At 71.3% G+C, this 15870-nt stretch carries 13 protein-coding genes; 9 read left to right on the forward strand and 4 right to left on the reverse strand.

Annotated features, from left to right (window positions below; all coding sequences use genetic code 11):
- Window positions 1-83 precede the first annotated feature (83 nt).
- Genes ACFY9I_RS12330 through hutI form a run of 3 tightly spaced genes read left to right on the forward strand, consistent with a single transcriptional unit; the run spans window position 84 to window position 4119 of the window.
- A complete protein-coding gene (locus ACFY9I_RS12330; protein WP_391000230.1) occupies window positions 84-1388 on the forward strand; it encodes an allantoate amidohydrolase in 1305 nt (434 codons plus the stop codon).
- On the forward strand, window positions 1385-2815 hold the full coding sequence (locus ACFY9I_RS12335) for a formimidoylglutamate deiminase (RefSeq protein WP_391000232.1): 1431 nt from the start codon (window positions 1385-1387) through the stop codon (window positions 2813-2815). The genes ACFY9I_RS12330 and ACFY9I_RS12335 overlap by 4 nt, the downstream gene beginning before the upstream one ends.
- Window positions 2812-4119, forward strand: coding sequence for an imidazolonepropionase (hutI, locus tag ACFY9I_RS12340; protein ID WP_391000233.1), 1308 nt, complete (start codon window positions 2812-2814; stop codon window positions 4117-4119). Before ACFY9I_RS12335 ends, hutI begins: the two co-directional genes overlap by 4 nt.
- A 51-nt stretch (window positions 4120-4170) precedes the next feature.
- Here the strand turns inward: hutI and ACFY9I_RS12345 are convergent, their stop codons facing one another.
- From ACFY9I_RS12345 to ACFY9I_RS12355, 3 genes are all read right to left on the reverse strand, one after another.
- Window positions 4171-6297, reverse strand: a complete 2127-nt coding sequence (locus ACFY9I_RS12345; RefSeq protein WP_391000234.1) for a ricin-type beta-trefoil lectin domain protein — start codon at window positions 6295-6297, stop codon at window positions 4171-4173.
- Window positions 6298-6427: 130 nt separating this feature from the next.
- Entirely contained in the window at window positions 6428-6559 is a 132-nt protein-coding gene (locus ACFY9I_RS12350) for a hypothetical protein (protein ID WP_391000236.1), read from the reverse strand.
- Window positions 6556-7470, reverse strand: coding sequence for a SigB/SigF/SigG family RNA polymerase sigma factor (locus ACFY9I_RS12355; RefSeq protein WP_391000239.1), 915 nt, complete (start codon window positions 7468-7470; stop codon window positions 6556-6558). Before ACFY9I_RS12355 ends, ACFY9I_RS12350 begins: the two co-directional genes overlap by 4 nt.
- A gap of 235 nt (window positions 7471-7705) precedes the next feature.
- Here ACFY9I_RS12355 and ACFY9I_RS12360 point away from each other — a divergent pair, with 235 nt between their 5' ends.
- From ACFY9I_RS12360 to ACFY9I_RS12375, 4 genes are all read left to right on the forward strand, one after another.
- Window positions 7706-8074 (forward strand): anti-sigma factor antagonist, encoded by a 369-nt coding sequence (locus tag ACFY9I_RS12360; protein ID WP_391000242.1) that lies wholly within the window; start codon window positions 7706-7708, stop codon window positions 8072-8074.
- 459 nt (window positions 8075-8533) lie between these two features.
- A complete protein-coding gene (locus tag ACFY9I_RS12365; RefSeq protein WP_391000245.1) occupies window positions 8534-9049 on the forward strand; it encodes an ATP-binding protein in 516 nt (171 codons plus the stop codon).
- Window positions 9050-9357: 308 nt separating this feature from the next.
- Window positions 9358-10101, forward strand: coding sequence for a peptidase (locus ACFY9I_RS12370; protein WP_391000248.1), 744 nt, complete (start codon window positions 9358-9360; stop codon window positions 10099-10101).
- Between the two features lie 229 nt (window positions 10102-10330).
- Window positions 10331-11452 carry a hypothetical protein gene (locus tag ACFY9I_RS12375; protein ID WP_391000250.1) on the forward strand — a complete coding sequence of 374 codons (1122 nt, stop codon included), beginning with the start codon at window positions 10331-10333 and terminating at the stop codon, window positions 11450-11452.
- Between the two features lie 91 nt (window positions 11453-11543).
- Here the strand turns inward: ACFY9I_RS12375 and ACFY9I_RS12380 are convergent, their stop codons facing one another.
- Window positions 11544-13085 (reverse strand): oligopeptide:H+ symporter, encoded by a 1542-nt coding sequence (locus ACFY9I_RS12380; protein WP_391000252.1) that lies wholly within the window; start codon window positions 13083-13085, stop codon window positions 11544-11546.
- A 563-nt stretch (window positions 13086-13648) separates the two neighbouring features.
- On the opposite strand from ACFY9I_RS12380, the gene ACFY9I_RS12385 reads away from it, so the two are divergent.
- On the forward strand, window positions 13649-14326 hold the full coding sequence (locus ACFY9I_RS12385) for a winged helix-turn-helix domain-containing protein (RefSeq protein ID WP_391000254.1): 678 nt from the start codon (window positions 13649-13651) through the stop codon (window positions 14324-14326).
- A gap of 243 nt (window positions 14327-14569) precedes the next feature.
- Complete coding sequence (locus ACFY9I_RS12390; RefSeq protein WP_391000256.1) at window positions 14570-15838, forward strand: ATP-binding protein; 1269 nt, start codon at window positions 14570-14572, stop codon at window positions 15836-15838.
- Window positions 15839-15870: the final 32 nt, after the last annotated feature.

The raw sequence follows: 15870 nt of genomic DNA on the forward strand, positions 1-15870 counted from the left end.
GCCCGGCTGTTCCCACCCGTTCCGCCCCGCGGAACGACTGCCCACAGCCTGGTGCGGGGAGCGGTCGTGCCGACCAGTCCGGGGTGGGGAGCGGTCGTGCCGACGATCCACAGCCTGGGGAGAGGGCCGCGCAGGAGCCTCGGCGAGCGCCCGTCATGCGCGGTGGTGCCTCCTTCCATGAGATGTGGCGGGATCTCAGGCCCATCGGGCGGCACCCCGAGTCCGGTGGCTATCGCCGGTTCGCGTGGACCGGGGCCGATGCCGAGTGCCGGGCCTGGTTCGAGGAGCAGGCCCGCGACCGCGGGCTGCACTACGAGGTCGACCGCAATGGGAACCAGTGGGCCTGGCTCGGCGATCCCGCCGCCGGGGACGCTGTCGTCACCGGGTCCCATCTCGACTCCGTGCCCGACGGCGGCGCCTTCGACGGCCCCCTCGGCGTCGTGTCGTCCTTCGCCGCGCTCGACGAACTCCGCTCGCGGGGCGCCCGGTTCGACAAGCCCCTCGCCATCGTCAACTTCGGCGACGAGGAGGGCGCCCGGTTCGGGCTGGCCTGCGTGGGGTCACGACTGGCCGCCGGGCGGCTGACCGTCGAACAGGCGGTGCGGCTGACCGACGGCGACGGGGTCACGCTGCCGCGGGCGATGGAAGCCGCCGGATACGACCCGGAGGGCATCGGACCCGATCCGGAACGCCTCGCGCGAATCGGGGCCTTCGTCGAACTGCACGTCGAGCAGGGTCGGTCCCTGGACCTCTCCGGCGACGCCGTCGGCATCGCCAGCTCCATCTGGCCGCACGGGCGGTGGCGGTTCGACTTCCGCGGCGAGGCCAACCACGCGGGCACCACACGACTCGTGGACCGCCGCGACCCCATGCTGTCGTACGCGGAGACCGTGCTCGCCGCCCGCCGGGAGGCACGGCTCGCCGGTGCCGTCGCCACCTTCGGCAAGATCTCCGTCGAGCCGAACGGCGTCAACGCCATCCCCTCCCTCGTACGCGGCTGGCTCGACTCCCGCGCCGAGGACCAGACGACGCTGGACACGGTCGTCGGCGCGATCGAGGAGGCCGCCCGTGACTACGCCCGCGAGCACGGCATCGAGCTGGACGTCGTCCGGGAGTCCTTCACCCCCGTCGTCGAGTTCCAACACGCCCTACGGGACGAGATCGCCCGCATCCTGGGCCGGGACACGGCCGACCTGAAGGTGCCGGTGCTCGGGACCGGCGCCGGACACGACGCCGGGATCCTCTCCGGGACCGTCCCGACCGCCATGCTGTTCGTACGCAACCCGACGGGCGTCTCGCACTCCCCGGCCGAGCACGCCGCCGAGGACGACTGCCTGGCCGGGGTGACCGCGCTCGCCGACGTACTGGAAGGGCTGGCCCGCAGGTGACGGAGACGACCTACTGGCTCGAACACGCCTGGCTCGGCACGAACGTCGAGCCCGGCGTGACCCTCACGGTGACCACCGCCGGAACCGCCGGAACCGCCGGAACCCCCGGAACCGCCGGAACCGCCGGGACCGCCGGAACCGCTGGCACTGCCGGGACCGCCGGAACCGACGGCCGCATCACCGCCGTGCGCACCGGGACGCCCACCCCGCCCCCGGGCGCGGTCGTCCTGCGCGGCCTGACCCTGCCCGGCCTCGCCAACGCCCACAGCCACGCCTTCCACCGGGCCCTGCGCGGCACGGTCCAGGTCGGCTCGGGCACCTTCTGGACCTGGCGCGAGGTCATGTACCGGGTGGCGGACCGGTTGACCCCGGACACCTACCACTCCCTCGCCCGCGCCGTGTACGCGGAGATGGCACTGGCGGGGATCACCGCCGTCGGCGAGTTCCACTACGTGCACCACGCCCCCGGCGGCGCCCCGTACGCCGACCCGAACGCCATGGGCGAGGCGCTGATCGAGGCCGCCGCCGAGGCGGGCATCCGGATCACCCTCCTCGACACGGCCTACCTCTCCGCCGGCTTCGGCAAGGCGCCCGACCACCACCAGCTCCGCTTCTCCGACGGCACGGCCGAGGCATGGGCCGAACGCTGTTCAGTTCTCAAGGACCGGGATCACGCGCGGATCGGTGCGGCGGTGCACTCCGTACGGGCCGTGCCGGCCGGGCAGTTGGAGACGGTGGCGCGATGGGCCGAGGAACGGCGGGCCCCGCTCCATGTGCATCTGTCGGAGCAGACGGCGGAGAACGACGCCTGCCACGCGGCACACGGCTGCACCCCCACCCGACTCCTCGCCGACCACGGCGTGCTGGGCCCCCGCACCACCGGCGTCCACAACACCCACCTCACCGACGAGGACATCGCCCTGATCGGCGACAGCGGCACCGGCACCTGTATGTGCCCGACCACCGAGCGGGACCTCGCGGACGGCATCGGACCCGCCGTCGCCCTGCAACGGGCGGGCTCCCCGCTCTCCCTCGGCTCCGACAGCCACGCCGTCGTCGACCTGCTCGAAGAGGCGCGCTCGATGGAGCTGAACGAGCGGCTGCGCACCCGTACGCGCGGACACTGGACGGCGGCGGCCCTGTTGCGGGCGGCCTCGGCCGACGGCCACGCGGCGATCGGCTGGGAAGACGCCGGTGCCATGGAGACGGGCGCCCTCGCCGACTTCACGACGATCGCGCTCGACTCCGTCAGGACAGCGGGGCCGCTTCCACGGCTCGGTGCGGAGACTGCTGTATTCGCCGCGTCGGCAGCAGACGTGTCGCACACGGTGGTGGGAGGTCGGCACGTCGTACGGGACGGGGCGCACGCGCTCGTACCGGATGTGCCGAGAGCCCTCGCGGAAGCCGTCGCCGCACTGCGCGGATGACCCCCGGTCGCACGATCGAGCGGCCCGCTCCCGAACCCGACTCCGCTCCCGAACCCGACCCGACCGCCGACCAGGCAACCAAGGACGCCATGAGCAGCCCGACGACCGACAGCCCCGCCAGCTCGGCGAGCACCGCCAGCACACTCATCACCAACATCGCTGCCCTGGTCACCAATGACCCCTCCCTCGGCGACGGATCCCCCCTTGGACTGATCCAGGACGCGGCCGTCGTCATCGACGGTGAACGCATCGCGTGGACCGGTGATCAAAGCAAAGCACCCGCCACTGACAATCGGGTCGACGCCGGTGGGCGGGCGGTGATCCCGGGCTTCGTGGACTCCCACTCCCACCTCGTTTTCGCGGGCGACCGGACCGCCGAGTTCAACGCCCGGATGTCCGGCAGGCCCTACAGCGCGGGCGGCATCCGTACGACCGTCGCCGCCACCCGCGCCGCCACCGACGAGGAACTGGAGGCCAACCTCACCCGTTACCTCCGCGAGGCCCTCCGGCAGGGCACGACCACCCTGGAGACGAAGTCCGGCTACGGCCTGACCGTCGAGGACGAGGCACGGTCCCTGCGCGTCGCCGCCCGGCACACGGACGAGGTGACGTACCTCGGCGCCCACATCGTCTCCCCCGGCCACGCCGAGGACCCCGCCGCGTACGTGGCACTGGTCACCGGGGAGATGCTCGACGCCTGCGCCCCGTACGCCCGTTGGATCGACGTCTTCTGCGAGAAGGGCGCCTTCGACGGCGGCCAGGCCCGCGCGATCCTCACGGCCGGCAAGGCGAAGGGCCTGCACCCGCGCGTCCACGCCAACCAGCTCTCGTACGGCCCCGGCGTCCAACTGGCCGTCGAGCTGGACGCGGCCAGCGCCGACCACTGCACCCACCTCACGGACGCCGACGTGGACGCCCTCGCCGGCAGCCGGACGGTCGCCACCCTCCTCCCCGGCGCCGAGTTCTCAACCCGCGCCGAGTGGCCGAACGCCCGCCGCCTGCTCGACGCCGGCGTGACGGTGGCCCTCTCGACGGACTGCAACCCGGGGTCGTCCTTCACCTCGTCCGTCCCCTTCTGCGTGGCGCTCGCCGTGCGCGACATGGGGATGACCCCGGACGAGGCCGTCTGGTCGGCCACGGCGGGGGGCGCGCGGGCGCTCCGCCGCGATGACGTCGGACGTCTCACGCCGGGCGCGTACGCCGACCTCGCGCTCCTGGACGCGCCCAGCCACGTCCACCTCGCCTACCGCCCGGGCGTCCCCCTGGTCACAGGCGTGTGGCGCAAGGGCGCACGCGTACTCTGACCGGGTCGCAGGTGTGGACGGGCCGGGTCTCAGGTGTCGACGGGCCGGGTCTCAGGTGTGGACGGGTCCGGCGCCCGCCCGCCACCGCTGTCCGTTCCGCCCCGTCGCCTCGGCGAAGGCGACGGAGCCGAGCGAGTCCGGTGTCACGGCGTGCCCCTGCGCGATCGCCGGGCGGATCTGTCCCCGGGAGTCGACCGTGAACCTCAGGTTCTCGCCGTTCTTCCCGTCCAGCGAGTCGCATTCCCGGACGCTCACCCCTTCGTCGGTGGCGCCGCGGCTGTCGAGGCACAGGCCCGGGTCCGCGTAGGACTGCAGGGCGTCCAGGTGGGAGTCGAGACGCCAGCGCTGGGTGGCACGCGAGGAGCAGGTGGCCGTCACCACGTCCGTCCCCTCCTCCAGCTCACCCCGGATGTCCAGGCACAGTCCCGAGCCGACGTTCACCACCTGGGCGTAGGCACCGCTCAGCGGCGGCCCGTACGGCAGCGAGGGCGTCCGACGGTCGGGTTTCGACGGGCTCGGGCCCGGGCTCTTCGTCGGCTCGGGGGACTTCGAAGGCCGCGACGGGCGTTCGGTGTCCGAGGCGGTCGGTGACGGTGTCGGGCTCGTGGGTGCCGCCGGAGTCGTCGGCCCCGGGGGCGGGCTGGTCGGCGTACCACCGGGACTCGCCGCGTCCGGGGACGACGAGTCTCCCGAGCCCGAGAACACCAGGAACGTCAGCAACGGCGCCACGGCCACGCTCAACGCCACCGAGGACAGAACGAACCGCCGCGACGGCGACCACGCGCCCCCTGACGTTCTGACTACACCACCGGCCCCGCCCTCCTCAGAACGGACTCCGGCCGCCCCGGCGACCCCGACACGGGCCTCGTCCCTAAGCCCGGACCCGGGCCCGATCCTGGACTCGGCCCACGCCTCTGTCCCGGCCCTGGACTCGTCCCACGCCTCTGCCCCGATTACAACCCCGGGGCCGACACCGGTCCCGCTGTCGGCCCCCGCGCTGCTCCCGCTGTCGGCACCGGTACCGTCCTCGGTCCCAAGGTCTGCCCCAGCCCATGCCCCTGCCGCCGCCCCCGCACCGGCTGCTCCCGCAACTCCCGACTGCGACTGCGACTGTGACCCCCACCAGGCCCGCGCTCCGGTCCCGGTCCCCGGCTCGGAAAAATCCTCCGCGCCGGCCACATCCGCCGCCCCAGCCTCCGGACGGCCCCCGTCACGACCGCCCGATCCACCACGACCGCCCGAACCATCACGCGCCCCAGCCCCACCACCCGCATACGCCATGCCACCCCACGGCAGCAGCCCCTCCGCGAGCGTCGCGCGCGGGTTGTCCCGCAGGGCGCACAACTCCTCGTACGCGCCGGTGCAGTGCGCGCAGTGGGCCATGTGGCTGTGCAGGTCCGTGCTGTGGCGGCGGGAGTCCGGCCGTACGCACTCCTCGATCAGGCGCCGGAAGTCCTGGCAGCGCGGATCCTCGGAGGCGGCGAGACGGACGCTGAGGCAGGCCTGGTGCAGCGCGTGGAGCGCGGACTGCCACCGGTACGCCACGTCGTCGGCGGTGAGGCCGAGAAGCACGGCCGTACGCTCCTCCGGCTCGCGCTCCACGACGCTGTACCAGATGAGGCCCTGGGCACGAGGCGGGAGGGATTCGAACGCCGTGAGCAGGGGCGGGACGAGGCCCTCCGGGCCCGCCGTGCGCAGCGTCACGAGCAGGGCGGGGTCGAGGCCGGACGCGTGGTCGTCGGTGGCCCAGCCCGACGCCATTCGCGCGGTCAGCAACAGCAGTTGGTGACGCCACGGGACGGACGGCTCGCTGCCGCGTGCCGTCTCCCGGGTCGCGGCAGTGAATGCCCGGGTCGCCAACTGCCGTGCCGAGGACTCGCTCGCGGCGCACAGCCGCGCGTAGGCGAGGACCGACGGATGGTGGCGTTCGCGCAGTTCGCGCAGGGCCGTGTACGCGGTGGGCGAGTCGGTGCGTAACAGCGCCGTGAGGCGCGCGTCGGACGCACCTCTGTGCGAGTACTCGGACACGTCGTCAGGGCCTGGGCCCGACGCACCGGTGTCCCGGTGGTCGCTGAAGTCGCTGAAGTCCCTGGAGTCGCCGAAGTCCTTGAGGTCCTCGTGGTCCTCGTGGTCCTTGTGGCCGTCGTCGCCGGAACGTTCGTCCCGAGCCCGAGCCATCCTCGCCTCCTCGCACCCCCGTGTCCGCCGTCAGCCGACTTCTGGCATACCAAACTCTGACGCGTGACCATAGTGGCGGAAGGAGAACCGCGGGGAAGGTGTTTCTTGCGGTAAGGGGGCGAGATAGGGGTCAGGCCGGAAACAGTTCGGCCGGGTGACGGGAGGAGTGTCGCAACTCCTGCCGCACCCGGCCGCCTTGCATCACCGTCGTCACCTCGTCACCGTCGTCACCGACGCCGACGCGCTCACTCCTCGCGCTCACTCCTCAAGCGTCAGCCCCCTGCGCAGCCGTACCAGCGTGCGGGACAACAGCCGGGAGACGTGCATCTGGGAGATGCCCAGCTCGTCCCCGATCTCGGACTGCGTCATGTTGGCCACGAACCGAAGGGAAAGGATCTTCCGGTCGCGCGGCGGAAGTTCGGCGATCAGCGGCTTCAAGGACTCGACGTACTCGATGCCTTCGAGACCGTGGTCCTCGTAGCCGATCCGGTCTGCCAGGGCACCCTCGGAGTCGTCCTCCTCGGGCTGGGCGTCCAGCGAGGAGGCGGTGTACGCGTTCGACGCCGCCATGCCTTCGACGACCTCGTCGTTCGACAGCCCGAGGCGCTCCGCCAGCTCTCCCACCGTCGGAGCGCGATCGAGCTTCTGAGCGAGCTCGTCACCGGCCTTGGCCAGGTCGAGCCGGAGTTCCTGAAGTCTGCGCGGCACCCGCACGGACCAGCTCGTGTCGCGGAAGAAACGCTTGATCTCGCCGACGATGGTCGGCATGGCGAAAGTGGGGAACTCGACCCCACGGCTCAGTTCGAAGCGGTCGATCGCCTTGATCAGGCCGATCGTGCCGACCTGGATGATGTCCTCCATCGGCTCGCTGCGCGAGCGGAAGCGGGACGCGGCGAACTTCACCAGGGCCAGGTTGAGTTCGACCAGGGTGTTGCGGACGTACGAGTACTCGTACGTGCCTTCCTCGAGGGACTCCAGCCGCTCGAAGAGGGTCTTGGACAGGGCTCGCGCGTCCACCGGCCCCACCTCGTCGTACGGGGGGATCTCCGGAAGGTCGGCGAGCGCGTCGACGGGATCGTGGGCGAGGTCGTCCTGGTTCTCTTCCGGGGCGGATGCCGACGTCGCCCTCTGGGTATGCGATGCGTCGAGCCGGGGTGACATGATGTCCTCCATCGTTCTCGGCATATGGCCGCCGATGCCACTACGTGTACTGCGGTGTGCGGCGCCTCCAAAGCCGGCCGTGTCGATTCGTGTCTCTACTAGCCCTACCCGGTTTCAGGACGCCGTCGCAAGTGCATCCTGTGGCGAAATGCCCCTTTGTGGGCGATTGTTCGGGTGTCGGGGAGTGTGGAGAAGGCGTAGTGTTCGGGGGCGAGTCAGCAGTCACGACGGTCGGGAGAGAGACGGCATGGACCGTGGGACGGTCGGCAGCGCACAGTCGGGCCGACTACGGGTCGAGGTGCGGGAAGAGGGCCCCAGTGCCGTCGTGACCCCGGCGGGTGAGCTCGATCACCACACCGCCGATCTGTTGCGTGAGCCACTGGAGAGCTGCCTGGGGAAGGGATTCGCCCGGCTGGTGGTGGACTGCTCGCGACTGGAGTTCTGTGACTCCACCGGGCTGAACGTCCTGTTGGGTGTCCGGCTCAGGGCGGAGGCCGCGGGCGGCGGGGTCCATCTGGCGGGCATGCTCCCGGCGGTGGCGCGGGTCTTCGAGATCACCGGGGCGGACGCGGTGTTCACCGTGCACGACACCCTTGAGACGGCCCTGGGCGACTAGGTCCTGGGCGATCGGCCGCGGCCTCCGGCACGGGGGCCGTCAGCCGGTGCCGCGGCCCCGTGCCGGAGCCCTTGGACCGGTCGCCCGCCTTCGGGGTCGCTCCGCAGGTGTCCCACCCGGACCGGCGGGTTGTCCGCGTCACAGGTTCTGTGCCGAAAACGTGGGTGTTCTCACGGTTCGCTCGGGCAGGAGACATCCTGAACGTGTCGGCGGTGACCCGGAACGACACGACGCCGACGGCTCGGCAAGGGCGGCGGCGGAGCGGCGGGGGGCCGACAGCGGCCCGACAGCGGCTCGGCAGAGTGATGGGCAGAGGCTGGGCGGTACGACGGAAATGCGACAGAAGCACGGATGGCGCAACGGATGACATCAGAAAACGGCATGTGCCGCGGGTCTTCGTCCCGCACCCTTGACAAGTCCTGAATCGTGAAAATGGTGAATCGGTGAGGTGAAGCGCTGATGAGCACCACCCGGCCTTTCTCGCCGGGCGACCGCGGCCCGGAACCGGGTGCCGGCGGCGCTTCCGGGGCGCCAGGCGAGGACCCGCCCGTGGCATCCGGGGCGAGCCGTCGGTCCCGCCGGTTGACCTTCGAGGGCGAGAGCGGCGTGGTGCCGCTCGCCCGTGACTTCACCCGGCAGGTGCTGTACGCGTGGGGGTGGTTGCCGGCCGCGACCGCGGATCAGCGGGCCGCGGCCGAGGATGTGCTGTTGGTGGTGTCCGAGCTGGTCACCAACGCGTGTCTCCATGCGGAGGGCCCGGCCGAGTTGAGGATCGGGTGCGACAACAAGGTGCTGCGGATCGAGGTGTCCGACCGGGGCGCGGGGGATCCGGCGCCGCGGACGCCGCACCGGGCGGGGCGGCCGGGTGGGCACGGGATGTTCATCGTCCAACGGCTCTGTCTGGACTGGGGGGTCGTACGGACTCCCGGGTCCACCGGGAAGACCGTCTGGGCCGAGTTGGGAGCCCCTGGGTGAGGACCGTGGGGGATGTCGCGCGTCGGCGGCCAAGGGATCGCCGCGGTTGATCGCGCGGTTCCTGCGTGGCTCCCTGCGTCGTTTCCCGCGTAGTTCCTGGGTCGTTTCCCGCGTAGTTCCCTGCGCGGTTCCGCCTCGATGTAGGCGTCGTTGACCCGTCGCGGCTCCCGCACTCCTTCGGTTGCCGGCGGCGGCCCACCCGTGAGAGCCGAGCCCGGCTCATCGACACACATCCGACACTTGCGTGTGTCTTCCTTCTCCAAGGCTCCAGGCGTACCTTGAGCGGCCGATCTGATGTTCCGTCAGAAATGTGGGGTGCCGAGGTGTCGTACCGGACGTACCAGAAACGAACCGCCGCGCTCGCGTCCCTCGTGGCCCTGGCCGGCTCGGCGGTGCTGTGGGCCGCCCCGGTGGCCCACGCCGAGGTCGTGGACGTCGAGTACAACTGCAAGACGCCCATCGGGGACAAGTCCGCGGTGTCGCCGATCGACATCAAGAGCGTGGAGAGCGGCGACGGCTACAAGATCACCATGTCGTGGCAGAAGGGTGTGTCCTCCAGCCCGGTCGAGCTGGGCAAGGGGGCGATGACACCGAGCGCCACGATCGAGCTGAGCGGTGCCGACAGCGGGACGCTCACGGTGACGGGCCCCGCCAACCAGGAGGCGCTCCCGGCCAACACCCCGATCAAGATCAACGACTTGAGCGGCACGTACACGCCGAAGGAGACCGGGAAGGTCGACTTCACCGCGGGCGTGCTCACGATCAAGGCCCTGGGCACGGTGACGACCTGTACGCCGGGGAACGACCCCGGTCCGTCGCTGACGCTCGACGTCACCGCCGCCGGTGGAAGCGCGTCGGGCGGTACCTCGGGTGGGACGGGGACGGGTGGTGGCTCGGGCTCCGGTGGAACCGGTGGATCGGGAGGAGAGCTCCCGCGGACCGGCCCTCTGGACTCGGCGGTCGCGCTCGGCACGCTCGGCGGCACGGTGCTGCTCACCGGGGCGGCGGGGGTGCTGTGGGTGACACGCAGGAACCAGGCCGCACGCCGCTGACGGGAGCGGTGACGTGACCGAAGAACGGCGGGTTTCCAGGGCGGCGTCGGCGTCGGCGGTGTTCACGGGCGGGGCGTCCCCCTGTGCGTCCACCGGTGCGTGCACCGAGGCGTCCCCTTGTGCGTCCACCGGTGCGTGCACCGAGGCGTCCCCTTGTGCGTCCACCGGTGCGTGCACCGAGGCGTCCCCCTGTGCGTCCATCTGTGCGCCCGCACGCGCGTTCAGACGCATGCCGGCACGCGTGGCCGTCCACGCGGTCACGCCCGCGACCACACGCGCGGTCACGTGCGGGCTCGCGCTCGTCGTGGCACTGGTGTCGCTGTTCGCCGGTGGGGTCGCCCAGGCCGCCGAGAAGCCGACGGTGAAGGTGTCCAAGGCGCAGGCGGGAACCGGTGGTTCGGTGACGGTGACCGGCAGCGGCTGGCGGCCCGAGGCGATCCTGATGGTCCTGATCTGCGGGCAGTCCGAGCCGTCACGAGGAGTGCCCGGTGGCACCGACTCCTGTGCCAACGCCGACGGGCGGGCCGTGACCGCCGACGACAAGGGCGGCTTCCGCCGGGAGTTGGCGGTGGCCGAGCCGCCGGTGCCGTGTCCGTGCGTCGTGCACGTCCGCACGATCACGGGTCCGAAGGCCGACGCCGACACGGCCTTCCAGGTGGCCGGGCACTCGGTCGAGCCGTTGCCCCGGGAGGCGACCGGCGGACGGCTCTCGCTCCTGGCGGACGGTCGGCTGACGGGCTCCAGCGGGCTGTTGACCTGGTTCGGGGCGCCGCCCGCCCGCGAGTTGGCCGTCACCGTGGGCAACGTCGGTACCTCTCCGGTGGAGAACCCCGTCTTCCAGGTCGGCACCTCCCACGGCGTGTTCGCGCCCCGGTGGGAGGAACAGCGGTGGCACGGCACGATCCGGCCGGGGCGCGAGGCCCGCATCACCCTCCCGGTCGACCTCGCCGCCGGCGCCCACGGCGACTACACCGTCTCCCTCAAGTACGGCGGCAAGGTCCTCGCCGAACAACCGTGGTCCGTGGGCCGTCCCTGGGGCGTGACCCTCTTCTGGCTGATGCTCTGCCTCGTCGTACCGGCCGCACTCTTCCGGCTGGGGATGGCGGTGGTGGACCGGGCACGGCCGGAGCACCCTTCAGCCGGGCGACGAGGCCACGGAACGCCCGAACCTCCCGCCCGGACCCCCGAACCGAGCCCCTCGACCCCCGCACACGCACCTTCCCGTTCCCGTGCGGGTTCCCGGTCCCGTGCGACCTCGGCCTCGACACTGCCGTGGTTCACCCCGGACAGGGACGCGGACGCGCCCCGGGCCGGGCGTCTGTCCGTGCGGCGGGAGGACACCCCTACATGAGCGGTGGAAGGGCGCCCGCGCGGGAGGCGCGACGAAGGGCCCTCGCAGCCGGTGCGCCGTGGCCCTTCGGCCGCGTCGTTCGGTACGGGACTCAGTTGACGTCGCCCGTGAGGGCCCTGACCTTCTTGCGGTACATGTAGATCGCCAGGCCGGCGAGGGCTGCGAGCGTGGCCTCGACGGCGACGATGCCGGTGCCGCTGAGGTCGAAGCCGCCGACGGCCGGGTTGGAGAGCAGCCCGGTGATGGAGTCCCCGGCCGTGACCGCGAGGAACCACACGCCCATCATCTGGCTGGCGTACTTGGCCGGGGCCATCTTCGTCGTCACCGACAGACCGACCGGGGAGAGGCACAGTTCACCGACGGTCTGGATGAAGTAGATGCCCACCAGCCACACAGGGCTGGCCAGGGTGCCTTCCGCCGCCATCCCCAGCGGGATCAGAAAGAAGAAGAACGAGACGCCGATGAGCACCAGGGCCATCGCGAACTTCACGGCGGTGCCGGGTTCCCTGCCCTGCCGGTTCAACCACAGCCAGAGCCAGGCGAAGACCGGGGCCAGCGCCATGATGAACAGCGGGTTCAGCGACTGGTACCAGGAGGTCGGGAAGCCGAAGCCGAGCAGCGAGCCCGCCACCTTCTCGTCGTTCGAGCCGAACGCCTGCACCGTTGACGCGCCCTGGTCGTAGATCATCCAGAACACGGCGGCGGCGACGAAGAACCAGATGTAGCCGGTCATCTTCGACTGCTCGGCGGCCGACAGTGCCTTGTCCCGCTTGATGCGCAGCAGCACACCGGCCGGGACGATCAGACCGATGACGGTGAGCGGGATCATCGCCCAGTTCAAGGTGAAGTGGCCGCTGAGGCCCACCGCGCCGTAGAAGACGGCCGCGACGGCGAGCCAGAGCAGTCCCTTGCGCAGCCAGGCGGTGCGCTCCTCGGCCGCCAACGGCTTGGGGACGATATCGCTCGTCGGGCTGAGGGTCCGGCTGCCCAGGAGGAAGGCCGCCAGACCGATGGCCATGCCGACGGCGGCGAGACCGAAGCCCAGGTGCCAGTTGACCTCCTGGCCGACGGTGCCGATGGCCAACGGTGCGAAGAAGGCACCCGCGTTGATGCCCATGTAGAAGATCGTGAAGCCGCCGTCGCGCCGGGGGTCCTCGGGGCCGTCGTAGAGATGGCCCACCATCGTGGAGATGTTGGCCTTCAGCAGACCGGAGCCTGCCGCGACCAGCGCCAGACCGGCGAAGAACGGGGCCTGACCGCCCGGCAGGGCGAGCACGAGGTGCCCGCACATGATCGTGACGGCGGCGATCGCCACCGTCTTCCGGGGGCCCCAGACGCGGTCGCCGAGCCAGCCGCCGGGCATCGCGAGCAGGTACACCATCGCGGAGTACACGGCGACGATCGTGGTGGTGGTGGCCAGGTCCATGGCCAGACCGCCGCCCATGCTCCCCTTGCCGGCGTCGGGGCCGCCGGAGAGCAGGTAGACGGTGAGAAGGGCCTTCATGCCGTAGTAGGAGAACCGCTCCCACATCTCGGTCATGAAGAGCGTGGCCAGTCCGCGGGGGTGGCCGAAGAAGGTGCCGGCGTCGGGGGTTCCCCGGCCGGCCGAGTCCTTCGTCAGGCTGGACGCCATGGTCGTTCCTTGCAGGTCGGGACGCTGCACGTGGGGGTGCGCGCCCTGTGGAGGGGGCGGCCGGGAGATGTGTCCCGCCGTGCGCGTCGTGCGCCGGGGTGTGGTGCGTCGCGCGCTCGGGGCCAGGCCGCGAGTCGGTTCGCACACAAAGGAGACCTTCAGTGGGGATATGTCGCCAAAGGCCCCCGCGTGCTACTGAAGGCGTTCCGTCACCATACGTCAGAAAGCTGCGGCAAAAGGAAGGGCTTGATAGGTGAATTACAGGTAAGAAGGGTTCTGTTCTCGCGCATTCGAAGGTAAATCATGGGGTCGTCCCGCATGGATGCAGGGTACGGCGACGGTGCTCGTGGTGTGGAGTGCCACGCTCACAGGATCACCGCGCGATCCGCACCGCATCCGGACGCCACCTCCACGCACCCCCGCACGCCCTCGTCGGGGCCGGGACGAAACGCCCACCGAAGTCGATCATGCCCGGTCGAGGTGAGAGAGCGGTTGGACAAAGGTGTGAATCACGCTTGCCGATCACCCTCCACCTGCGGTTCTCGGCGGACTACCATCACTCCATGACCCGTGTACTGCTCGCCGAGGACGACGCGTCCATCTCGGAGCCGTTGGCTCGCGCACTGCGCCGGGAAGGGTACGAGGTGGAGGTCCGCGAGGACGGCCCCACCGCGCTGGACGCCGGAATACAGGGTGGCATCGACCTGGTCGTCCTGGATCTGGGGCTGCCCGGCATGGACGGTCTGGAGGTGGCCCGTCGGCTGCGCGCCGAGGGCCACGCCATCCCGATCCTCATCCTGACCGCGCGCGCCGACGAGGTGGACACCGTCGTCGGCCTCGACGCGGGCGCCGACGACTACGTCACCAAGCCCTTCCGGCTCGCCGAGTTGCTGGCCCGTGTCCGGGCCCTGCTCCGGCGTGGCGCCGCCGAGCCCCAGCAGCCGCCCGCGACGCACGGCGTCCGCATCGACGTCGAGTCGCACCGGGCGTGGATGGGTGAGGAGGAGCTGCAGCTCACGGCGAAGGAGTTCGACCTGCTGCGGGTGCTCGTCCGCGACGCGGGCCGGGTCGTCACCCGCGACCAGCTGATGCGCGAGGTCTGGGACACGACGTGGTGGTCCTCGACCAAGACGCTGGACATGCACATCTCCTGGCTGCGCAAGAAGCTCGGCGACGACGCGGCGAACCCGCGGTACATCGCGACGGTACGAGGGGTCGGCTTCCGCTTCGAGAAGAACTGAGGGGCCGGGCCCGGCGCCTGACAGCCCGGGAGGTCCTCCCCTTCGCGGCGGCCGCGCGGGTCGTTCGTGGCAGATCGCGCCCGCGTGGCTGATCGCGCCCACGTGGCAGCTCGCGCCCGCGCGGCCGAGCCGCACATGTCACAGTCCCGCGCCCCTCACGGGCTGCGGCCCCCGACGCCGGGTGCCGCACCGGGCAGAGGCACACTTGTCCACATAGAACACCCCGCCGGCCCGGAGGGCAACGTGCGCCGCCGCCTCATCCAGTCCACCCTCGCCGTGGTCCTCGTAGTCATCGCGGTCTTCGGCGTCTCCCTCGTCATCGTCGAGACCCGCACGATCAGCAACAGTGCCGAGGAACGCGTGGAGTCGGAGGCGGTCCAGCTCACGAGCATCGTGGACAGCCGCATCATCGGCGACGAACGCATCACCGCCGAGGTCCTCAGAGACCAGGTCGGCGACGAGCGCTATGCCCGTATCGAGGTCCCGGGCCAGCCCGCGATCGAGATCGGCGAGAAGCCCGTCGGCGACGTCATCCGTCACAAGGCCGAGGGCGAGAAGAACGAGATCGTCACGGTCGAGGAGTCCCGCTCCGCGGTCAGCCGCGAGGTCGGCCGTACGCTGCTGATCATCGCGGCGGTCGCCCTGCTCGCCGTCATCGCCGCCGTCCTCCTCGCCGTACGCCAGGCCAACCGCCTCGCCTCCCCCCTCACCGACCTCGCCGAGACCGCCGAACGGCTCGGCTCCGGCGACCCGCGCCCCCGCCACAAGAGATACGGCGTCCACGAGCTCGACCGGGTCGCGGACGTGCTGGACGCCTCCGCCGAGCGCATCGGCCGCATGCTGACCGCCGAGCGGCGCCTCGCGGCGGACGCCTCCCATCAGCTGCGTACACCGCTGACCGCGCTGTCCATGCGCCTGGAGGAGATCACCCTCACCGACGACCTCGCCACGGTGAAGGAGGAGGCGCACATCGCGCTCACACAGGTCGAGCGGCTCACGGACGTCGTGGAACGGCTCCTCACCAACTCCCGCGACCCTCGCAACGGATCGGCCGTCTCCTTCGAACTGGACGAGGTCATCAAGCAGCAGCTCGAGGAGTGGCGTCCGGCCTACCGCAGCGCGGGGCGCGCTGTCGTCAGCTCCGGCAAGCGGCACCTTCAAGCCGTGGGCACGCCGGGCGCGGTCGCCCAGGTGCTGGCCGCGCTGATCGAGAACTCGCTCATGCACGGGGGCGGCACGGTGGCGCTGCGTACGCGCGTCACCGGGAACCAGGCGGTGATCGAGGTCACCGACGAGGGGCCCGGTGTGCCCGCCGACCTCGGGGCGCGGATCTTCGAGCGGGCGATCAGCGGGCGCAACTCGACGGGCATCGGGCTGGCCGTGGCGCGTGACCTCGCCGAGGCGGACGGGGGGCGTCTGGAGATGCTCCAGGCCCAGCCGCCGGTGTTCGGGTTGTTCCTGTCGCGTACGCCGGTGAGGACACCGGCGAGCGACGACCGGCCGGTTCGTTAAGGATCGGGGGGCAGGGGGCAGGGGGCAGGGGC

Source organism: Streptomyces sp. NPDC012510, from assembly GCF_042955065.1.
Lineage (GTDB): Bacteria > Actinomycetota > Actinomycetes > Streptomycetales > Streptomycetaceae > Streptomyces.